The sequence below is a fragment of the Pseudomonas sp. MF6396 genome, assembly GCF_002018915.1.
GTDB classification, from domain to species: domain Bacteria; phylum Pseudomonadota; class Gammaproteobacteria; order Pseudomonadales; family Pseudomonadaceae; genus Aquipseudomonas; species Aquipseudomonas palmensis.
Map to the genome: position 1 here is coordinate 51,164 of NZ_MVOK01000016.1, position 14,490 is coordinate 65,653.

Here is a 14,490-nt window from a genome sequence, read left to right on the forward strand (position 1 = left end):
GTACGCTGCCCGCGCCATGACTGCAAAGCCGGCACCACGGCAGTTACGCAGCGCCCGCCTGGCGGCCGACGCTCAGTTGCAACTGGGCAACGCGCCCGATCTGCTCCCAGTCGATCTGCAGGCCCAGGCCCGGTTGCTGCGACACCGTCACCTGCCCTTGCGCGTTGGTGCGGATCGGGTTGGCGGTGGCGAACTCGAACAGCTCGACCTCGCACGCCTGTTCGAAGTAGCTGCACACCGGCTGCCCCAGCATCAGGTGCAGGTTGGCCGCCTGCGCCAGCGAATGCCCCCAGCTCTGCAATTCGACCTTGAGCCCGCTGGCCGCAGCGTGGTGGATGATCTTCAGCGCGGGGGTGATGCCGCCGCAGGTCATCACATCCACCCGCACACGGCTCCAGCACTGCTGGCTGGCGGCAAACGCCACCAGTTGGCTGTCGGTGATGGCGTTGCCGGCGGCCAGCACCGGCACCTGCAGCCGCGTGCTCAAGTGTCGGTACCCGGCCAGGTCGTAGTCGTCCAGCGGCGCCTCGAACCAGGCGTAGCCCAGCTCGCCCAGCACCCGCCCGACCTTGAGCGCGGCGTCCAGGTCGTAGCGCTGCTCCACGTCCAGCATCAGCGCCAGGCCCTTGTCGCCGTGGGCCCGCTGAACCTGCTCGAGCAGTTGCAGGTCGCGCGCCGGGTCGCACCAGCAATGGAACTTGATGGCCGCAAAGCCCGCCTCGACCAGTTGCTGCACGGCGTCCACATAGGCCTGCGGCGTGGCCAGCACCGGCGTGCTGGCGTAGGCGTCGATGCGCTCGCGGTAGCCGCCCAGCAGCCTGAACAGGGGCAGGCCCGCCGCCTGCGCCGCGATGTCCCACAGCGCCACGTCGATCAGCGCCTGGGCCTGGGCCGAGCGCGCATAGGCCCTGGGCTTGAAGTGCATCCACAGCCCTTCGCGCTGCAGTGCCGAGCGCCCGGGCAGGTCGGGGATCATGTCGCGCAGCGTCTCGGCCAGTACCGCGTCGGGGTGGTGCGTGGTGTACGAATCGGTAGCCGCCACGCCGACGATGCCGTCGCAGGTGCTGATGCGGATGAAGGTGTGCGTGGTGCACGGCGCCGGTTGCTCCGGGGTCCAGGTGGAGCCGCGCAGCGGCGGCGCGCACACGAACACCTCGACCCGGTCGATGATCTGGTTGTGCATGGGGGCCTCCCGCCTCTAGGTGCGAACGCGATAACGCTCGATCATCGCCTCGTCCAGTATCACGCCAAGGCCTGGGCTGTCGGGCACGCGCACATGGCCGTCCTCCAGCGCCAGCAGGTTGCTCACCAGGCCACGGAACAACGGGCTGTCGCTTTGCGAGTATTCGATCAACTCGCCAAACTCGCTGGCCGCCAGAAAGTGCACGGTGGCTGCCAGCAGGATGCCGGTGCTGAAGCCGTGGGGTACCAGTTGCGCGCCGTGCAGTTGCGCCAGTTCATAGATGTGGCGCATCTCGCTGATGCCGCCGCAGCGGGTGATGTCGGGCTGGATGATCGCCGGGCGCGAAGCCTCCAGAAAGTGACGGAACTCGTGCCGCGTGGCCAGCCCCTCGCCGCCGGATACGCGCAGCCCAGAGCGCTCGGCCAGGTACGCCAGGCCGCGGGTGTCGTCCGAAGGCAAGGGTTCCTCGATCCAGTTGAGGTTGAACTGGCGCAGTGCATCGCATTGCACCAGCGCGTGGGAGTAGTTGCGCCAGCGCCCCACCAGGTCGATCTGCAGTTGCACGTCGTCGCCGATCTCCTCGCGCACCAGTTGCAGCAATGCCTTGTCCCTGGGCAGGTCTTCGCCAAAACCTGCGCCGCCGAGCTTGATGCTGCGCAGGCCCTGGGCCAGCAGGCCGCGTACCCGCTCGCGGTTGCCGGCCTCGTCGGGCCGCGGGATGAAGGTGCCGTAGGCGGCGATGCGCTCACGGTACTTGCCGCCGAGCAGGGTGTGCACCGGCACGCCGTAGTGCTGCCCGGCGATGTCCCACAGGGCGATGTCGAGCGCGCTGATGGCATGGATGGCCACGCCGCGCCGGCCCATGTATTCGCAGTGACGGTACATCTTCTTCCACAGCCGGTCGATTTCCAGCGGGTTCTCGCCGACCAGGATGTCGCGCAGCCCCTGGCAGGTTTCATGGGATGCCGGGGTTTCGATCAGGGCCTTGACCACGGCCGGCGAGCTGTCGGTTTCACCGATGCCCAGCAGGCCGCTGTCGGTGTAGATGCGCACGATCAACGCATCCTCACCCCACTCGCAGGGCTGGTCGAGCGCAGGCACGCGCAACCAGATCGCTTCTACATCGACTATTTTCATTGCAGGTTTTCCAGAGTTTTCGGGGCGCCCTGGCGAGCTTGGCGAGGGGCCTGTTCGGCGTCGCATGCAGTGCTCTGGGCCAGGCGGGCGGACTGCGCTTCGATCAGGTGTGCGGGCATTGCCGCGTAGTCTTCGCGCAGCCACTTCAGCAGCCCCCAGATCTTCACCATGAGGATGAAGATGAACGGGATGGCGGTGAGGATCACGGCAGTCTTGAGGGTGTTGAGCGAGGCATTGATGTACAGCATCGCCAGCGGCAGCACGGCCAGCATCAGGCACCAGAACAGGCGCAGGCTCGGCGACGGGTCCTGGCCTTCACGCAGGTTGCGGGTGCTGGTGGCGGCCACGGTGTAGGCCACGGCGTCCAGGTGCGAGGCCAGGAACACCAGCATGAGCAGGAAGTACACCACCGACAGCAGTTTGCCGAACGGCAGGCTGGCGAGCAGCATCGACACCGCCGCTTCGCCGCCGGCACCGCTGAGCATGGCCGGGGCATTGACCACATCGGTGACGAACTGGTGAATGGCAAAGCTCTGCAGGCTGCCGAAGAAGAACCAGCAACCGCCGCAGCCGCCCAGGATCATCGCCAGTACCACCTCGCGAATCGTGCGGCCCTTGGAGACGCGGGTGACGAAAATTGCCACGCCCGGCGTGTAGGTGATCCAGTACAGCCAGTAGAACACGGTCCAGTCACGGGAGAAGCCGCCGTCCCCGGTAGGGTCGGTGAACAGGCTCATGTGGATGAAGTTCTGCAGGGTCAGGCCGATGGCGTTGGCGATGTTGCTGACGCTGAACTGGGTGGGCCCCAGCAGCAGCACGACCAGGGCGAACAGCATGGTCATGCCGCAGGCCAGTTTTGCCAGGCGCTGCATGCCGGAGCTGATGCCGATGTAGGAGCTGAGCGAGAACACCAGTGTCACCAGGATCACCAGCGACGCCTTGAGCATGAAGCCGTCGGCAAGCCCGGTGAGGTCCGACAGCCCCTTGGCCACGGTGGAGGTGGTCAGGGTGGTGGTCAGCACCAGCCCGCCGAAGGTGGCGAACAGGAAGATCAGGTCGATGACCCGCCCGACCGGGCCGTGGGCCTTGTAGCCGGTGATCGACTCGATGATGCCCGCCAGGCTCAAGCCTTTGTTCTTGCGCACATGGAAGTGATACGCCATCGCCAGCGAGGCGATGCCGTAGATGGCCCACGGGGTCACGCCCCAGTGGAAGAACGAGTAGGCGATGCTCATCTCCAGCGCCTGCTTGCTGGCGGCGGTGATGTTCAGGCCCGGGGTGAGGTAGTAGTAGGCCCATTCCATGAACGCCCAGTACATGGTCGCCGAGCCGAGGCCGGCGCAGATGAACATGAAGATCCAGCTCGTGTTCCTGTACTCGGGCTTGCCCTCGCCCAGGCGGATGTTGCCGTACTTGCTCATGCCCAGGCCGATCACCAGCACCACGCAGGCAAAGCCCAGTACCTGGACCAGCACGCCGAAGGTGGTGGTGGCACGGGTGAAGAGCTGATCGGCCAGTACCTTGGCCTGATCGGGGAACATCATCAAACCGATGACCGTCAGCGATATCACCACGATGCTGGTGAAAATCAGCGTCAGGTCTTTCTGGGTGTTCTGCTGCATAGTGAGTCCCAACTGTTGTAATTATTGGACAGACCCCCGTATTGGCGGGCTCGGCGGCTAATGTAAGCTGGTGCCCAGCGCCGAGAGAATCGCGATTTGGTAATGGACTAATAACGAAGTCTTATGAATAAATTCGCCCTGACCCGCCTGCCGCACATGACCCTGCTGCTGGCCTTCAAGACCGTTGCCGAGCACGGCAGCTTCACCCGTGCCGCCACCGCGCTGCACCTGTCGCAGTCGGCCATCAGCCAGCAGGTGGTCAAGCTGGAGGAGGCATTGGGGGTGACGCTGTTCGTGCGTTCGACCCGTACCGTGGCCCTGACCAGGGCCGGCGCCGCGCTGCTGGACGATATTCGCGCCCCCTTCGACCAGCTGGTGGCCGCCTTCGAGAAATGCGCGCGCAAGGCCGCACCGTCGGTGCTGCACATCGAGGCCGAGCCGGTGATGAGCGCGTTCTGGCTGACCCCGCGCCTGAAGCATTTCACCCAGCGCTTCCCCGCGCTGCGCATCCAGCAACTGCTGAGCACCCAGCGCGTCGAGTTTCCCGACGAGGTGGAGCTGGCGATCAAGTGGGGCACGGCCGACTGGCCGGGTTTCGAGACGCAGTTTCTGATGGGCCTGAACTACGTGCCGATCTGCTCGCCCGCATTGCTCGAAGGGCCCGACGCGCTGCGGGTGCCGGCCGACCTGGCGCGTCACCCGCTGCTGCATGACCGGCATCATCACGACTGGGAAGCCTGGCAGGCGCTGTACCCCACGCCAGGGCTGGAGGTGCGCAGCGGGCACGTGGTCACCGACTCCAATGTGCTTGCGCAGCTGGCGATCGAGGGGCATGGTGTCGCCCTGTGTGCGATCGAGCTGACCGAACGGGCGGTGCGCAGCGGCGAACTGGTGATGCCCTTCCCCGAGCTGGTGATGCCGCATCAGCTGGCGTATTACCTGCTGACCAAGCCGCACAAGCAGATCAGCGACATGGCCCGGCAGTTCATTGCGTGGCTGAAGGAAGAGGCAGGCAACGGGGCGTAGTGCGTGACTGGGTGCCCGATCAGCCCATCAGCTCGACATCCGGAATCGCCGCCACCGTGGTTTCGCGCAGCAGCGCCAGGAACTCGACGACATAGGGTTTCTGGCTGTCTGCCGGCAAGGTGGCAGCCCAGATATCCGAGATAAGCCCCTCGCGGGTGATGGGCCTGGCCGTCACGTACTGACGCTGGAGGTAGGTCTGCACGGCCCAGCGTGGCAGCACCGCAATGCCGCGCCGCGCTGCCACCAGCATCAGGATCGCGACAGTCAGCTCGGCGGTGCGGCGCACAGGCTTGATCCCCGCGGGCCGCAACAATGAGCGGACAATGTCCAGCGCGTCTTCCTCGATCGGATAGGTCACCAGGGTTTCGTCGATAAAGTCCTCGGCCGTCAAGAACTCGCGCAGGGCCAAGGGGTGGTCGTTGGCAACCAGTGCCACCAGCGGATAGCGAAACAGCCCGTGAAAATCGACCCCTTCCTCGTCCCTTTCGGAGCAGGACACCAGTGCAAGATCGGCGGTGCGCTGATGCAGCAGGCCAACGGGATCGTCGTGATAACCCGATACCAAGTCCACTTCCACCTCAGGCCAGCGTGCTCTAAAGGCATCGACTGCGGGCATGAGCCAGTCAAAACAGGTGTGGCATTCGACGGCGATACGCAAGGTACCGCCGGTGCCTTCGGCCATCTGCAGCAGGTCACGCGTGGTCTGATTAAGAATGGGCACCACTTTGTCGGCGGCTTCCAGCAGCCGCTTGCCAGCCGGCGTAAAGACCACCGGGGAAGACTTGCGAACGAACAATGGGGTGCCGAAAAACTCCTCCAGCGCCTTGATGTGATGGGACAAGGCGCCTTGGGTCAGTCGCATCCAGGACGCGGCGCGGGAGACGCTGCCACTGTCGCGCAGGGCCACCAGCGTTTGCAGGTGGCGAACATCGATCGGGATTCTGTCCATTAAATTTACTGAGGTTAGGTGACGATATTATTCGTTTGAATAATAGACCTGCGATTTTCATACTTCCAGCCTCGATTTCACCCAGGCAAGACAGAGGCTGCACGCAAGATGAAAAAAACACACATGCACAGGCAGGTCGGCATTCTGGCAAGTGCACAGGCCTTGTTCCAGACGGTTTCGGTTCTGGTGATGACCATCGGCGCACTGGCAGGCGCCCAGTTGACCCACCGCGCCGACATGGCCACATTGCCTATCGCCAGCATGTTCCTGGGCACCGCACTGGCGATGTTTCCGGCCTCGTCATTCATGGCAAACGCCGGGCGCAGGGCCGGCTTTGTACTTGGCGCGGCGCTGGGCGTGACCGGCGGCATGGTCGCTGCCGCCGGTATCTGGTTCGGCTCCCTGGCCCTGCTCGCACTGGGCACCTTCCTGGTCGGCACCTATCAGGCCTTTGCCCAGTTCTACCGTTTTGCCGCAAGCGAGGTCGCGGACGAGAGCTTGCGCCCCAAGGCCATCTCGCTGGTGCTGGCAGGTGGCATAGTCGCTGCACTGCTGGGGCCGGCGTTGGCGCGGTTCGGAGGCCAGTGGATAGGCCCGCAGTACTTCGGGTCATTTGTTCTGCTGACCGTCGTCGCCGTGTTGGGGCTGGGCGTGCTGCTGTTTCTGGACATGCCTGCCACCGAACCACCGGCGGCGGCCCTGGACAAGGGCCGGCCATGGGCCCGGATCGTCCTGCAGCCGACCTACCTGGTAGCCCTGTTCGGCGCGGTGACCGGCTATGGCGTGATGATACTGGCGATGACGGCGACTCCGCTGGCGATGCTCCACCATCACCATCCGCTGGCCACGGCCGCCACCGTCATCCAGTTGCACGTGATGGGCATGTTCCTGCCCTCGTTCTTCACCGGCGCCCTGATTTCCCGGCTGGGTGCGGCGTGGGTGATGCTGCTGGGCGTGATGCTGCTGGCCTTGCACGTTCTGACCACCTGGTCCGGCACGGGCTTCAATGCCTTTGCCAGTGCTCTGGTTCTGCTGGGTGTGGGCTGGAATTTCCTGTTCATCGGCGGCACGGCCTTGCTGACCACAACCTACAGCCCGGCGGAAAAGAGCCGGGCCCAGGCGACCAACGACATGGCGATCTTTGCGGTGGGATTGACGTGCTCGTTTGGCGCCGGCGGCCTGCTCGACGTGTTTGGCTGGCAGGTGCTGAATGCGCTGCTGCTGCCTTGGCTGGGGCTTGCCGGCCTGATGATCGTATGGCGGCTCGTGGCTGAAAACCGCACCCGAACGCTACCGCAGGGCTAGGGCCGCACGGGGTGTGGCACCCGGGATGATCCGGCAAGCACTCCAGCTCTTGTATAGACTGGGTCTGGACGCGCCTCATCACTGACGGGATTGCACGATGAATCACCGCTACACCCGCCTGGACAGGCTGGCCAGCAGTTCACTGCGCTTGAACATGGGGCTTGCCGTGCTCCTGGGCCTGGCGCTGCTGTTGACTGGCTTATGCTACTGGGGCGTGAATCGCGTGCTGCAGAAGCAGGAAGACACGGTGAAGTTTCACTTCGCCCGCCTGATGGAAAACATCCGCGAGCAGGAAGCCTTTCTCAGCGCCGTGTCGCGCAAAAGCGCCGAAGGCCAACTGCTGGGCGCCTCCAGTGTGCCGGTGGTGGTGCAACGGTCTTCGTCCGATGCCACCGGTGCGGTCTATGAAGAACTCGAATACGCCTTCTCCCTGCCGTTCAGCGTGAAGATCAACCCGGCCAGGATCGCAGCCTCGCAACACGCCAGCGTCTCTACCCTGGGGGCGAACCTGGCCAACTACTACAGTGCATTCTGGTCGGCTTCGCACTATCAATCGCCCCAGGTGCTGCTGTTCAACCTGCCGGACAACTTCGATATCAGCGTACCGGCCATGGGGCGCCTGCGCGGCACGGGTCGGCCCCGACAAGAGGACTTCGATCGTGTGGTGCGCCAGGTGGGCAAGAGCCTGCACGACCACGCGCCGCAGGACCACCAGGTGCAGTGGGTGCCCTATGACGCAGGCCCCGATGCCCCTGCCACTGTGCTGGGGTATGTCGACATCGACCTGTCGGCAACCCGGCTGCACATTTCAGGGGCCAGCCCCTCGGTGGTGGTGGCGTCCATGTTCACGCTGGATCAGGTCAACAACATCGAACGCATCATGCAGTGGTCGATCTACGATCACTTCAGCCTGATCGCCCCCACCCGCGAGGCATTGGTGGGCGAGTTCAAGCCCGATCGGGTGCTGCATGAAGGCCTGAACCTGAACGCTGACGGGCTGGTGTTCCGTGTGACAAGCCCGGGCGAGCAGCCCTGGACCGGCATCTATGTGATCGGTTTCAAAAGCTTTGTGGACTATGCCTTCTGGCCGCTGCTGGGGCTGGTTGCACTGATGCTGGCCGGATTGGGCGGCGGCTGGGCGTTCAATCACTGGTATCGCAAGCATGTGGTGTTGCCTGCCCACCGTGCACTTGAAGACATCGCCGAGAGCGAGGCTTTCAGTCGAGCCGTCATCGACACGGCGCCAGCCGGTCTGTGCGTGCTGCGTTGCAGCGACTACGCGGTGCTGCTGGAAAACCAGCACGCCCAGCAGTCCCACGGCAGCGCCACGCTGATCGGCGCCCTGCGTCGACAGCACGACCTGCCCGAGCGGGGCTCAACCGATCTGCAGGTTGAAGGCCGCCATTGGCACGTGAGCCTTGTGCCTACCCGCTACCACGGCGAAAACGCCTGGCTGTGTGCCTTTCATGACGTTACCCGGCTTGTCGAAGATGCCGCCAGCCTTGAACAGGCGCGCTTGGCCGCCGATTCCGCCAATGAAGCCAAGACACGTTTCCTGGCCACCATGAGCCATGAGATCCGCACACCGCTGTACGGCGTACTAGGCACCCTGGAGCTGATGGGGCTGACCGCGCTCGACCCGCGCCAGCAGCACTACCTGCAGACCATCCAGCGATCATCGGCCACCCTGTTCCAACTGATCAGCGACGTGCTGGATGTGTCGAAGATCGAATCCGGACAGATGACCATCGACGATCTGGACTTCTGCCCTCTGGAGATGATCGAGGCCACACTCGGCACCTACAGTGCATACGCCCAGGCCAAAGGCTTGCAACTGTATGCCTGCATCGATGCCGACCTGCCCGACCGGCTGCGCGGCGATCCGTTGCGCATTCGCCAGATCCTCAACAACCTGCTGAGCAATGCCATCAAGTTCACCGACAGCGGCCGGGTGGTGCTGCGGGCTCGGGTCGTGGAACAGGACAGCGAATACAGCCAGTTGCAGTGGCAGGTCAGCGATTCGGGACTGGGCATTTCCCAGGCCCAGCAGGTGCATCTGTTCGACCCGTTCTATCAGGTGCGCGACGCCAGCAGCGAGGCCGGTGCAGGCCTGGGCCTGTCCATCTGCCGCCGGCTCTGCGAACTGATGGACGGCCAGCTCGACGTGGTCAGTGCAATCGGGCTGGGCAGCAGTTTCACCCTGCAGTTGAAGCTGCCCCGCGCGCCCGGCGCACTCACCGACTGTCCTGAACTCGAGCCATCCACCGCCCCTGTGTACGTGCGCGCGCCCGTCCCGGAACTGGCCCGGCACCTTTGCGCCTGGCTCGTTCGGCTGGGGGTAGACGCCCGTCCGCTGGCCAGCGACATGGGTTCGGGCAACGACGCGACACTGTTGGTGGACATGCTCGCGTCCGGTCAAGCGTGGGCTGGCCCCCGGATCAACGCCGTACCGGGCGGGCCCAACCCACCCGACCACGGCGCTGATGGCTGGGAGGTCGATGCCTACGACGTTCGCGCGATCGCCAGGGCGGCGGGCCTGGCGCACGGCGGTCACGACACGCCGCACAGCGCCTGGCCAGCGGGCACCCGCCAGCCACTGGACCTGCGGATTCTGGTAGCCGAAGACAACCCCATCAATCAGGCGATCATCAAGGAGCAACTCGAAGCCCTGGGCTGCGTGGTCACGGTGGCGTTCAACGGTGAGCAGGCACTGGCACTCTGGGCGCCCGGGGCGTACGACCTGGTGCTCACCGACGTCAACATGCCGGTTATCAATGGCTATGAGCTGACCCAGGCATTGCGCCAGCAGGATGCCGACCTGCCCGTGATCGGCATCACAGCCAACGCCATGCGCGATGAAGGCGAGCGCTGCGCGGCCGTGGGCATGAACGCCTGGATGGTCAAGCCCCTGAACCTGCACACCTTGCGCACTCAGCTGTTGCAGCACTGCGAGCTGGTTCTGCCGCAGCCCTTCACCGAGGTCGACGACGCCGCCACCACACCATCGAGCGACGTCGACACCGTCCACGTTCCGCCTGCGATGCGAAAACTGTTCATCACCTCGATGCGCGACGACCTGCGCAAGATCCACGTCGCACTGGACAACGCCGATGCCGGCGTCCTGGCGCAGGTACTGCACAGCCTGGGCGGCGCCCTGTGCTCGGTTCAGGCGTTCGCCCTGGCCACCTTGTGCGCCGAACTGGAATGCCAGCTTGCGGGGTCGCACATCACGCCGCAGCTGGCCCGGAAGGTACGCCAGGTGCAAACGCGCCTGGAGACCGTGCTGAACACACAGCAGGCCCTGGACGGTTGAAGCCGTCCTGTCTTGCGTATTCGAAGAGGATTGTTGCGCAACGAAAAAAGGGCCACTTTTCAGTGGCCCTTCTTTCTGACGAATTACAGACCTTTCGATCTGTAGCTCCAAATACTGGAGCGGGAAACGAGACTCGAACTCGCGACCCCGACCTTGGCAAGGTCGTGCTCTACCAACTGAGCTATTCCCGCGTCGTGTTGATGGGGGCCATTCTAGCGATTTTAAAAACGCCGTCAACCCCTTGATTCAAAAAAGTTTATTTTATTTCAGAGCCTTCACGCAGGTGCGGCCAGGCTGCACGCAGGTAGTGCACCATCGACCACAGGGTCAGCCCCGCCGCCACCAGCAGCAGCGCATAACCCAGGCCTACCCAGAACCCCCACACCGGCGGATTGCCCAGCAGGATCACCAGCGCCAGCATCTGCGCCGCGGTCTTCCACTTGCCCAGGTTGGACACCGCCACATGGGCACGTGCGCCCATCTCGGCCATCCATTCACGCAGCGCCGACACCACGATCTCGCGACCGATGATGACCGCCGCCGGCAGCGTGAGCCACAGGTTGGCATGCACCTGCACCAGCAGCACCAGGGCCACGGCCACCATCAGCTTGTCCGCGACCGGGTCGAGGAAGGCGCCAAACGGAGTGCTCTGCTGCCACCGACGAGCCAGGTAACCGTCCAGCCAGTCGGTGGCGGCGGCAACGGCAAACACGCTGCTGGCGGCTATGTAGCTCCAGTGATACGGCACATAGAACAGCAGTATGAAGATCGGTATGAGCAGAACGCGTAGTACGGTAAGCAGATTCGGGATATTCATCGGCACAACTGGCTGCGAGGTGAGCGGGCATTCTACTCGCTATGCAGGCTGTCATAAATCGACTCGGCAAGCTTTTTACTGATTCCGGGTGCTTTGGCGATTTCTTCGACGCTGGCACGGCTCAGTTCCTGCAGCCCGCCAAAGTGTTTTAGCAGGTCGCGCCGGCGCTTGGGCCCTACCCCGGCGACGCCTTCCAGGGTCGAGGTGCGCCGCGTCTTGCCGCGCCGCGCGCGGTGACCGGTGATGGCGAAACGGTGCGCCTCGTCGCGGATCTGCTGGATCAGGTGCAGCGCCGGCGAGTCGCCCTTGAGGGTGAACTCGTGGGCCACGTCGTTGAGGTACAAGGTTTCGAAACCGGCCTTGCGCGTGGTGCCCTTGGCCACGCCCAGCAGAATCAGGTCGGGCACGGCCAGTTCCTGCAGCACGTCGCGGGCCATGTTCAACTGGCCCTTGCCGCCATCCACCAGCAGCACGTCCGGCAGTTTGCCCTCGCCGTCCTTGATCCGCGAGAAGCGCCGGGTCAGGGCCTGGTGCATGGCCGCGTAGTCATCGCCGGCGGTCACGCCCTCGATGTTGTAGCGCCGGTAGTCGGACTTGATCGGGCCCTCGGGGCCGAACACCACGCAGGAGGCCACGGTGGCCTCGCCGCTGGAGTGACTGATGTCGTAGCACTCCAGGCGCTGCGGGGTTTCATCCAGGTCCAGCACCTGGGCCAGCGCATCGAAGCGCGCGGCCATGTGCTGGCGGTTGGCAAGGCGCGCCATCAGCGCCTGCTCGGCGTTGGTCACGGCCAGTTGCTGCCAGCGCGCGCGGGTGCCGCGCACCCGATGGCTGATGGTCAGCTCGCGACCCCGCAGGGCCTCGACGGCGGCGCACAGGGCCTCGAAGTCTTCGTGCACCACGTTGACGATCAGCTCGGCAGGCAGTTCGCGCTCGGCGTTGCCCACGTAGTACTGGGCCAGGAACGCCGACAGCACCTCGGCCACGTCTTCCTCGATGCCCACCTGCGGAAAGAAGTTCTTGCTGCCCAGCACCCGCCCGCCGCGCACGCTGATAAGGTGCACGCACGCCCCGCCCGGGTTGACGAAGGCGGCCACCACATCCACGTCGCCGCTGCCGCCCTCCATGCTCTGCTGATCCTGCACGCGACGCAGCAAGGCGATCTGGTCGCGCAGCTCGGCGGCACGCTCGAACTCCAGGGCCATCGCGGCGCGCTCCATCTCTTCGTTGAGCTCGTTGGTCAACTGGTGGCTGCGCCCCTCCAGGAACATCACCGAGTGGCGCACGTCGGCGGCGTACTCCTGTGGCTCGACCAGGCCGACGCACGGCGCCTTGCAGCGCTTGATCTGGTACTGCAGGCACGGCCGGGTGCGGTTGGCGTAATAGCTGTCTTCGCACTGGCGCACGAAGAAGGTCTTCTGCAGCAGGCTCAGGCTTTCGCGAATGGCACCGGCACTGGGGTAAGGGCCGAAGTACCTGCCCTTGGCCTTCTTGGCCCCGCGATGGATGCCCAGGCGCGGGTAGTCGCCATCACTGAGGAACACATAGGGGTAGGACTTGTCGTCGCGCAACAGGATGTTGTACGGCGGGCGACATTCCTTGATCAGGGTCTGCTCGAGCAGCAGCGCCTCGGTCTCGTTGGCGGTAATGGTGGTCTCGACCTGGGCGATGCGCGCCACCAGCGCGGCTGTCTTGGGCGCCAGGCCCGCCTTGCGAAAATAGCTCGCCAGGCGCTTCTTGAGGTTTTTGGCCTTGCCTACATACAGCAGGCGCGCGCCTTCATCGAACATCCGGTAGACACCCGGACGTCCGCTGCAGGTCGCCAGAAAGGCACTTGAATCAAACGCTGGGGTCATATCAGAGGTTGGCGTCAACCATACCGTGGCGCACGGCCAGCAACGTCAGTTCCACGTCGCTGGTAACGGAAAGTTTCTCGAAGATCCGGTAACGGTACGTATTCACCGTCTTCGGCGACAAGCACAGCTTGTCGGAAATGATCTGCACCTTCTGGCAACCGACGATCATCAGGGCGATCTGGATCTCCCGCTCCGACAGGCTGTCGAACGGCGAGGCATTCTGCGGTTCGAACGACTTGAGTGCCAGCTGCTGGGCTATCTGCGGGCTGATGTAGCGCTGCCCGGCAAACACCAGGCGAATGGCCTGGACCATTTCACCCAGCCCGGCGCCCTTGGTCAGGTAGCCGGCCGCACCGGCCTGCAGCAGGCGGGTGGGAAACGGGTCTTCCTCGCACACGGTCACGGCCACCACCTTGATGTCGGGGTGGCTGCGCAGCAGCTTGCGGGTCGCCTCCAGGCCACCGATGCCGGGCATCTTGACGTCCATCAGGACCACGTCGGGCTTGTGTTCGCGGGTGAGTTTCAGTGCTGCCTCGCCGGAATCGGCTTCCCCTACCACCTGCAGGCCGTCGATGTCGGCCAGCATGCGGGTAATGCCCGTACGCACCAAATCGTGGTCATCGACCACCAGGACCCTGATCAAGCAGACACCTCGCGTTACGGTGTGAATTGTATCCGGCCACCTTAGCAAAAAATCGACCGGGTGAGCTAACTGTAAACGCCATCCGGCTGACGTCAATTTCCCAGCCTTCCTACGTGGCTTCCTACGCGGCTCATCGTCACTGCAGCTGGGCTTCTGCCTGGATGAGCAGACCTGCCTGTACAGGCACAGGCCATGCATGAAACTGAAACTATGCCCGGCTCGCCACGCGGAGCACAAGCGGTGGCGAATGCAAAAAAAAGCAACGCCAATAAAACAGGCTGTTCACGCTCGCGATGCACTCATCAACACAACTAACCCGTCGCCCGATTGCAACTTTCAAAACATTAAGCTGAAACGGTTTACCTAATTAAATGAAGGCGATTTGCCACTATTAGAAGTTATGTAAAACCCTCGTGGAAGCATTTTTTTGGCGCCATTAAAACGCACACAATACACATATCAATTTTTTGACGTCGAACTTTACACAAACTATAAGTCATTGTTTTTTAACGGTTTTTTAACTTTCACAAAACAAACTATATTTTTTTCTAGTTAATTTGATATGAAGTGTTGCCGTTCCAAAATTAAACGCTATAGGATGAAAAAAAGAGAGATAAGCCGCCGACGAACATCAACGTT

At 63.6% G+C, this 14,490-nt stretch carries 10 protein-coding genes and 1 tRNA gene; 3 read left to right on the top strand and 8 right to left on the bottom strand.

Features of this window, described 5'->3' with window-relative positions; genetic code table 11:
- Positions 1 to 43: 43 nt before the first annotated feature.
- From MF6396_RS17060 to MF6396_RS17070, 3 genes are read right to left on the bottom strand one after another with little or no spacing between them, the layout of a single operon-like run.
- Positions 44 to 1,183 carry a mandelate racemase/muconate lactonizing enzyme family protein gene (locus MF6396_RS17060; RefSeq protein ID WP_078481053.1) on the bottom strand — a complete coding sequence of 380 codons (1,140 nt, stop codon included), beginning with the start codon at positions 1,181 to 1,183 and terminating at the stop codon, positions 44 to 46.
- 15 nt (positions 1,184 to 1,198) lie between these two features.
- Positions 1,199 to 2,320: a mandelate racemase/muconate lactonizing enzyme family protein gene (locus MF6396_RS17065; RefSeq protein WP_043860271.1), complete on the bottom strand. Its 1,122-nt coding sequence runs from the start codon at positions 2,318 to 2,320 to the stop codon at positions 1,199 to 1,201.
- Positions 2,317 to 3,942: a BCCT family transporter gene (locus MF6396_RS17070; RefSeq protein WP_058540399.1), complete on the bottom strand. Its 1,626-nt coding sequence runs from the start codon at positions 3,940 to 3,942 to the stop codon at positions 2,317 to 2,319. The genes MF6396_RS17065 and MF6396_RS17070 overlap by 4 nt, the downstream gene beginning before the upstream one ends.
- Positions 3,943 to 4,065: 123 nt before the next feature.
- Here MF6396_RS17070 and MF6396_RS17075 point away from each other — a divergent pair, with 123 nt between their 5' ends.
- A complete protein-coding gene (locus tag MF6396_RS17075) occupies positions 4,066 to 4,968 on the top strand; it encodes a LysR substrate-binding domain-containing protein (RefSeq protein ID WP_078481055.1) in 903 nt (300 codons plus the stop codon).
- Positions 4,969 to 4,987: 19 nt separating this feature from the next.
- Here the strand turns inward: MF6396_RS17075 and MF6396_RS17080 are convergent, their stop codons facing one another.
- The gene (locus MF6396_RS17080; protein ID WP_054916486.1) at positions 4,988 to 5,917 is read right to left on the bottom strand and encodes a LysR family transcriptional regulator; all 930 of its coding nucleotides are present in this window, start codon (positions 5,915 to 5,917) and stop codon (positions 4,988 to 4,990) included.
- A gap of 108 nt (positions 5,918 to 6,025) precedes the next feature.
- Here MF6396_RS17080 and MF6396_RS17085 point away from each other — a divergent pair, with 108 nt between their 5' ends.
- Positions 6,026 to 7,222 carry an MFS transporter gene (locus tag MF6396_RS17085; RefSeq protein ID WP_078481056.1) on the top strand — a complete coding sequence of 399 codons (1,197 nt, stop codon included), beginning with the start codon at positions 6,026 to 6,028 and terminating at the stop codon, positions 7,220 to 7,222.
- A gap of 97 nt (positions 7,223 to 7,319) precedes the next feature.
- A complete protein-coding gene (locus tag MF6396_RS17090; RefSeq protein WP_078481058.1) occupies positions 7,320 to 10,535 on the top strand; it encodes a hybrid sensor histidine kinase/response regulator in 3,216 nt (1,071 codons plus the stop codon).
- 115 nt (positions 10,536 to 10,650) lie between these two features.
- Here MF6396_RS17090 and MF6396_RS17095 read toward each other — a convergent pair.
- The 4 genes from MF6396_RS17095 to gacA all read right to left on the bottom strand — a co-directional run bounded on the left by MF6396_RS17095 (position 10,651) and on the right by gacA (position 13,851).
- Positions 10,651 to 10,726, bottom strand: a tRNA-Gly gene (locus MF6396_RS17095).
- 65 nt (positions 10,727 to 10,791) lie between these two features.
- The gene (gene pgsA / locus MF6396_RS17100) at positions 10,792 to 11,352 is read right to left on the bottom strand and encodes a CDP-diacylglycerol--glycerol-3-phosphate 3-phosphatidyltransferase (RefSeq protein ID WP_043860267.1); all 561 of its coding nucleotides are present in this window, start codon (positions 11,350 to 11,352) and stop codon (positions 10,792 to 10,794) included.
- A 32-nt stretch (positions 11,353 to 11,384) separates the two neighbouring features.
- Positions 11,385 to 13,208, bottom strand: a complete 1,824-nt coding sequence (uvrC, locus tag MF6396_RS17105) for an excinuclease ABC subunit UvrC (protein ID WP_078481059.1) — start codon at positions 13,206 to 13,208, stop codon at positions 11,385 to 11,387.
- A 1-nt stretch (position 13,209) separates the two neighbouring features.
- Positions 13,210 to 13,851: a response regulator transcription factor GacA gene (gacA, locus tag MF6396_RS17110; RefSeq protein WP_078481060.1), complete on the bottom strand. Its 642-nt coding sequence runs from the start codon at positions 13,849 to 13,851 to the stop codon at positions 13,210 to 13,212.
- Positions 13,852 to 14,490 lie beyond the last annotated feature (639 nt).

Coding starts and splice junctions, on each gene's coding strand:
- MF6396_RS17070 (WP_058540399.1), bottom strand. CDS start 3,942: ATGCAGCAGAACACCCAGAAAGACCTGACGCTGATTTTCACCAGCATC.
- MF6396_RS17090 (WP_078481058.1), top strand. CDS start 7,320: ATGAATCACCGCTACACCCGCCTGGACAGGCTGGCCAGCAGTTCACTG.
- pgsA (WP_043860267.1), bottom strand. CDS start 11,352: ATGAATATCCCGAATCTGCTTACCGTACTACGCGTTCTGCTCATACCG.
- MF6396_RS17085 (WP_078481056.1), top strand. CDS start 6,026: ATGAAAAAAACACACATGCACAGGCAGGTCGGCATTCTGGCAAGTGCA.
- MF6396_RS17060 (WP_078481053.1), bottom strand. CDS start 1,183: ATGCACAACCAGATCATCGACCGGGTCGAGGTGTTCGTGTGCGCGCCG.
- MF6396_RS17075 (WP_078481055.1), top strand. CDS start 4,066: ATGAATAAATTCGCCCTGACCCGCCTGCCGCACATGACCCTGCTGCTG.
- MF6396_RS17080 (WP_054916486.1), bottom strand. CDS start 5,917: ATGGACAGAATCCCGATCGATGTTCGCCACCTGCAAACGCTGGTGGCC.
- MF6396_RS17065 (WP_043860271.1), bottom strand. CDS start 2,320: ATGAAAATAGTCGATGTAGAAGCGATCTGGTTGCGCGTGCCTGCGCTC.
- uvrC (WP_078481059.1), bottom strand. CDS start 13,208: ATGACCCCAGCGTTTGATTCAAGTGCCTTTCTGGCGACCTGCAGCGGA.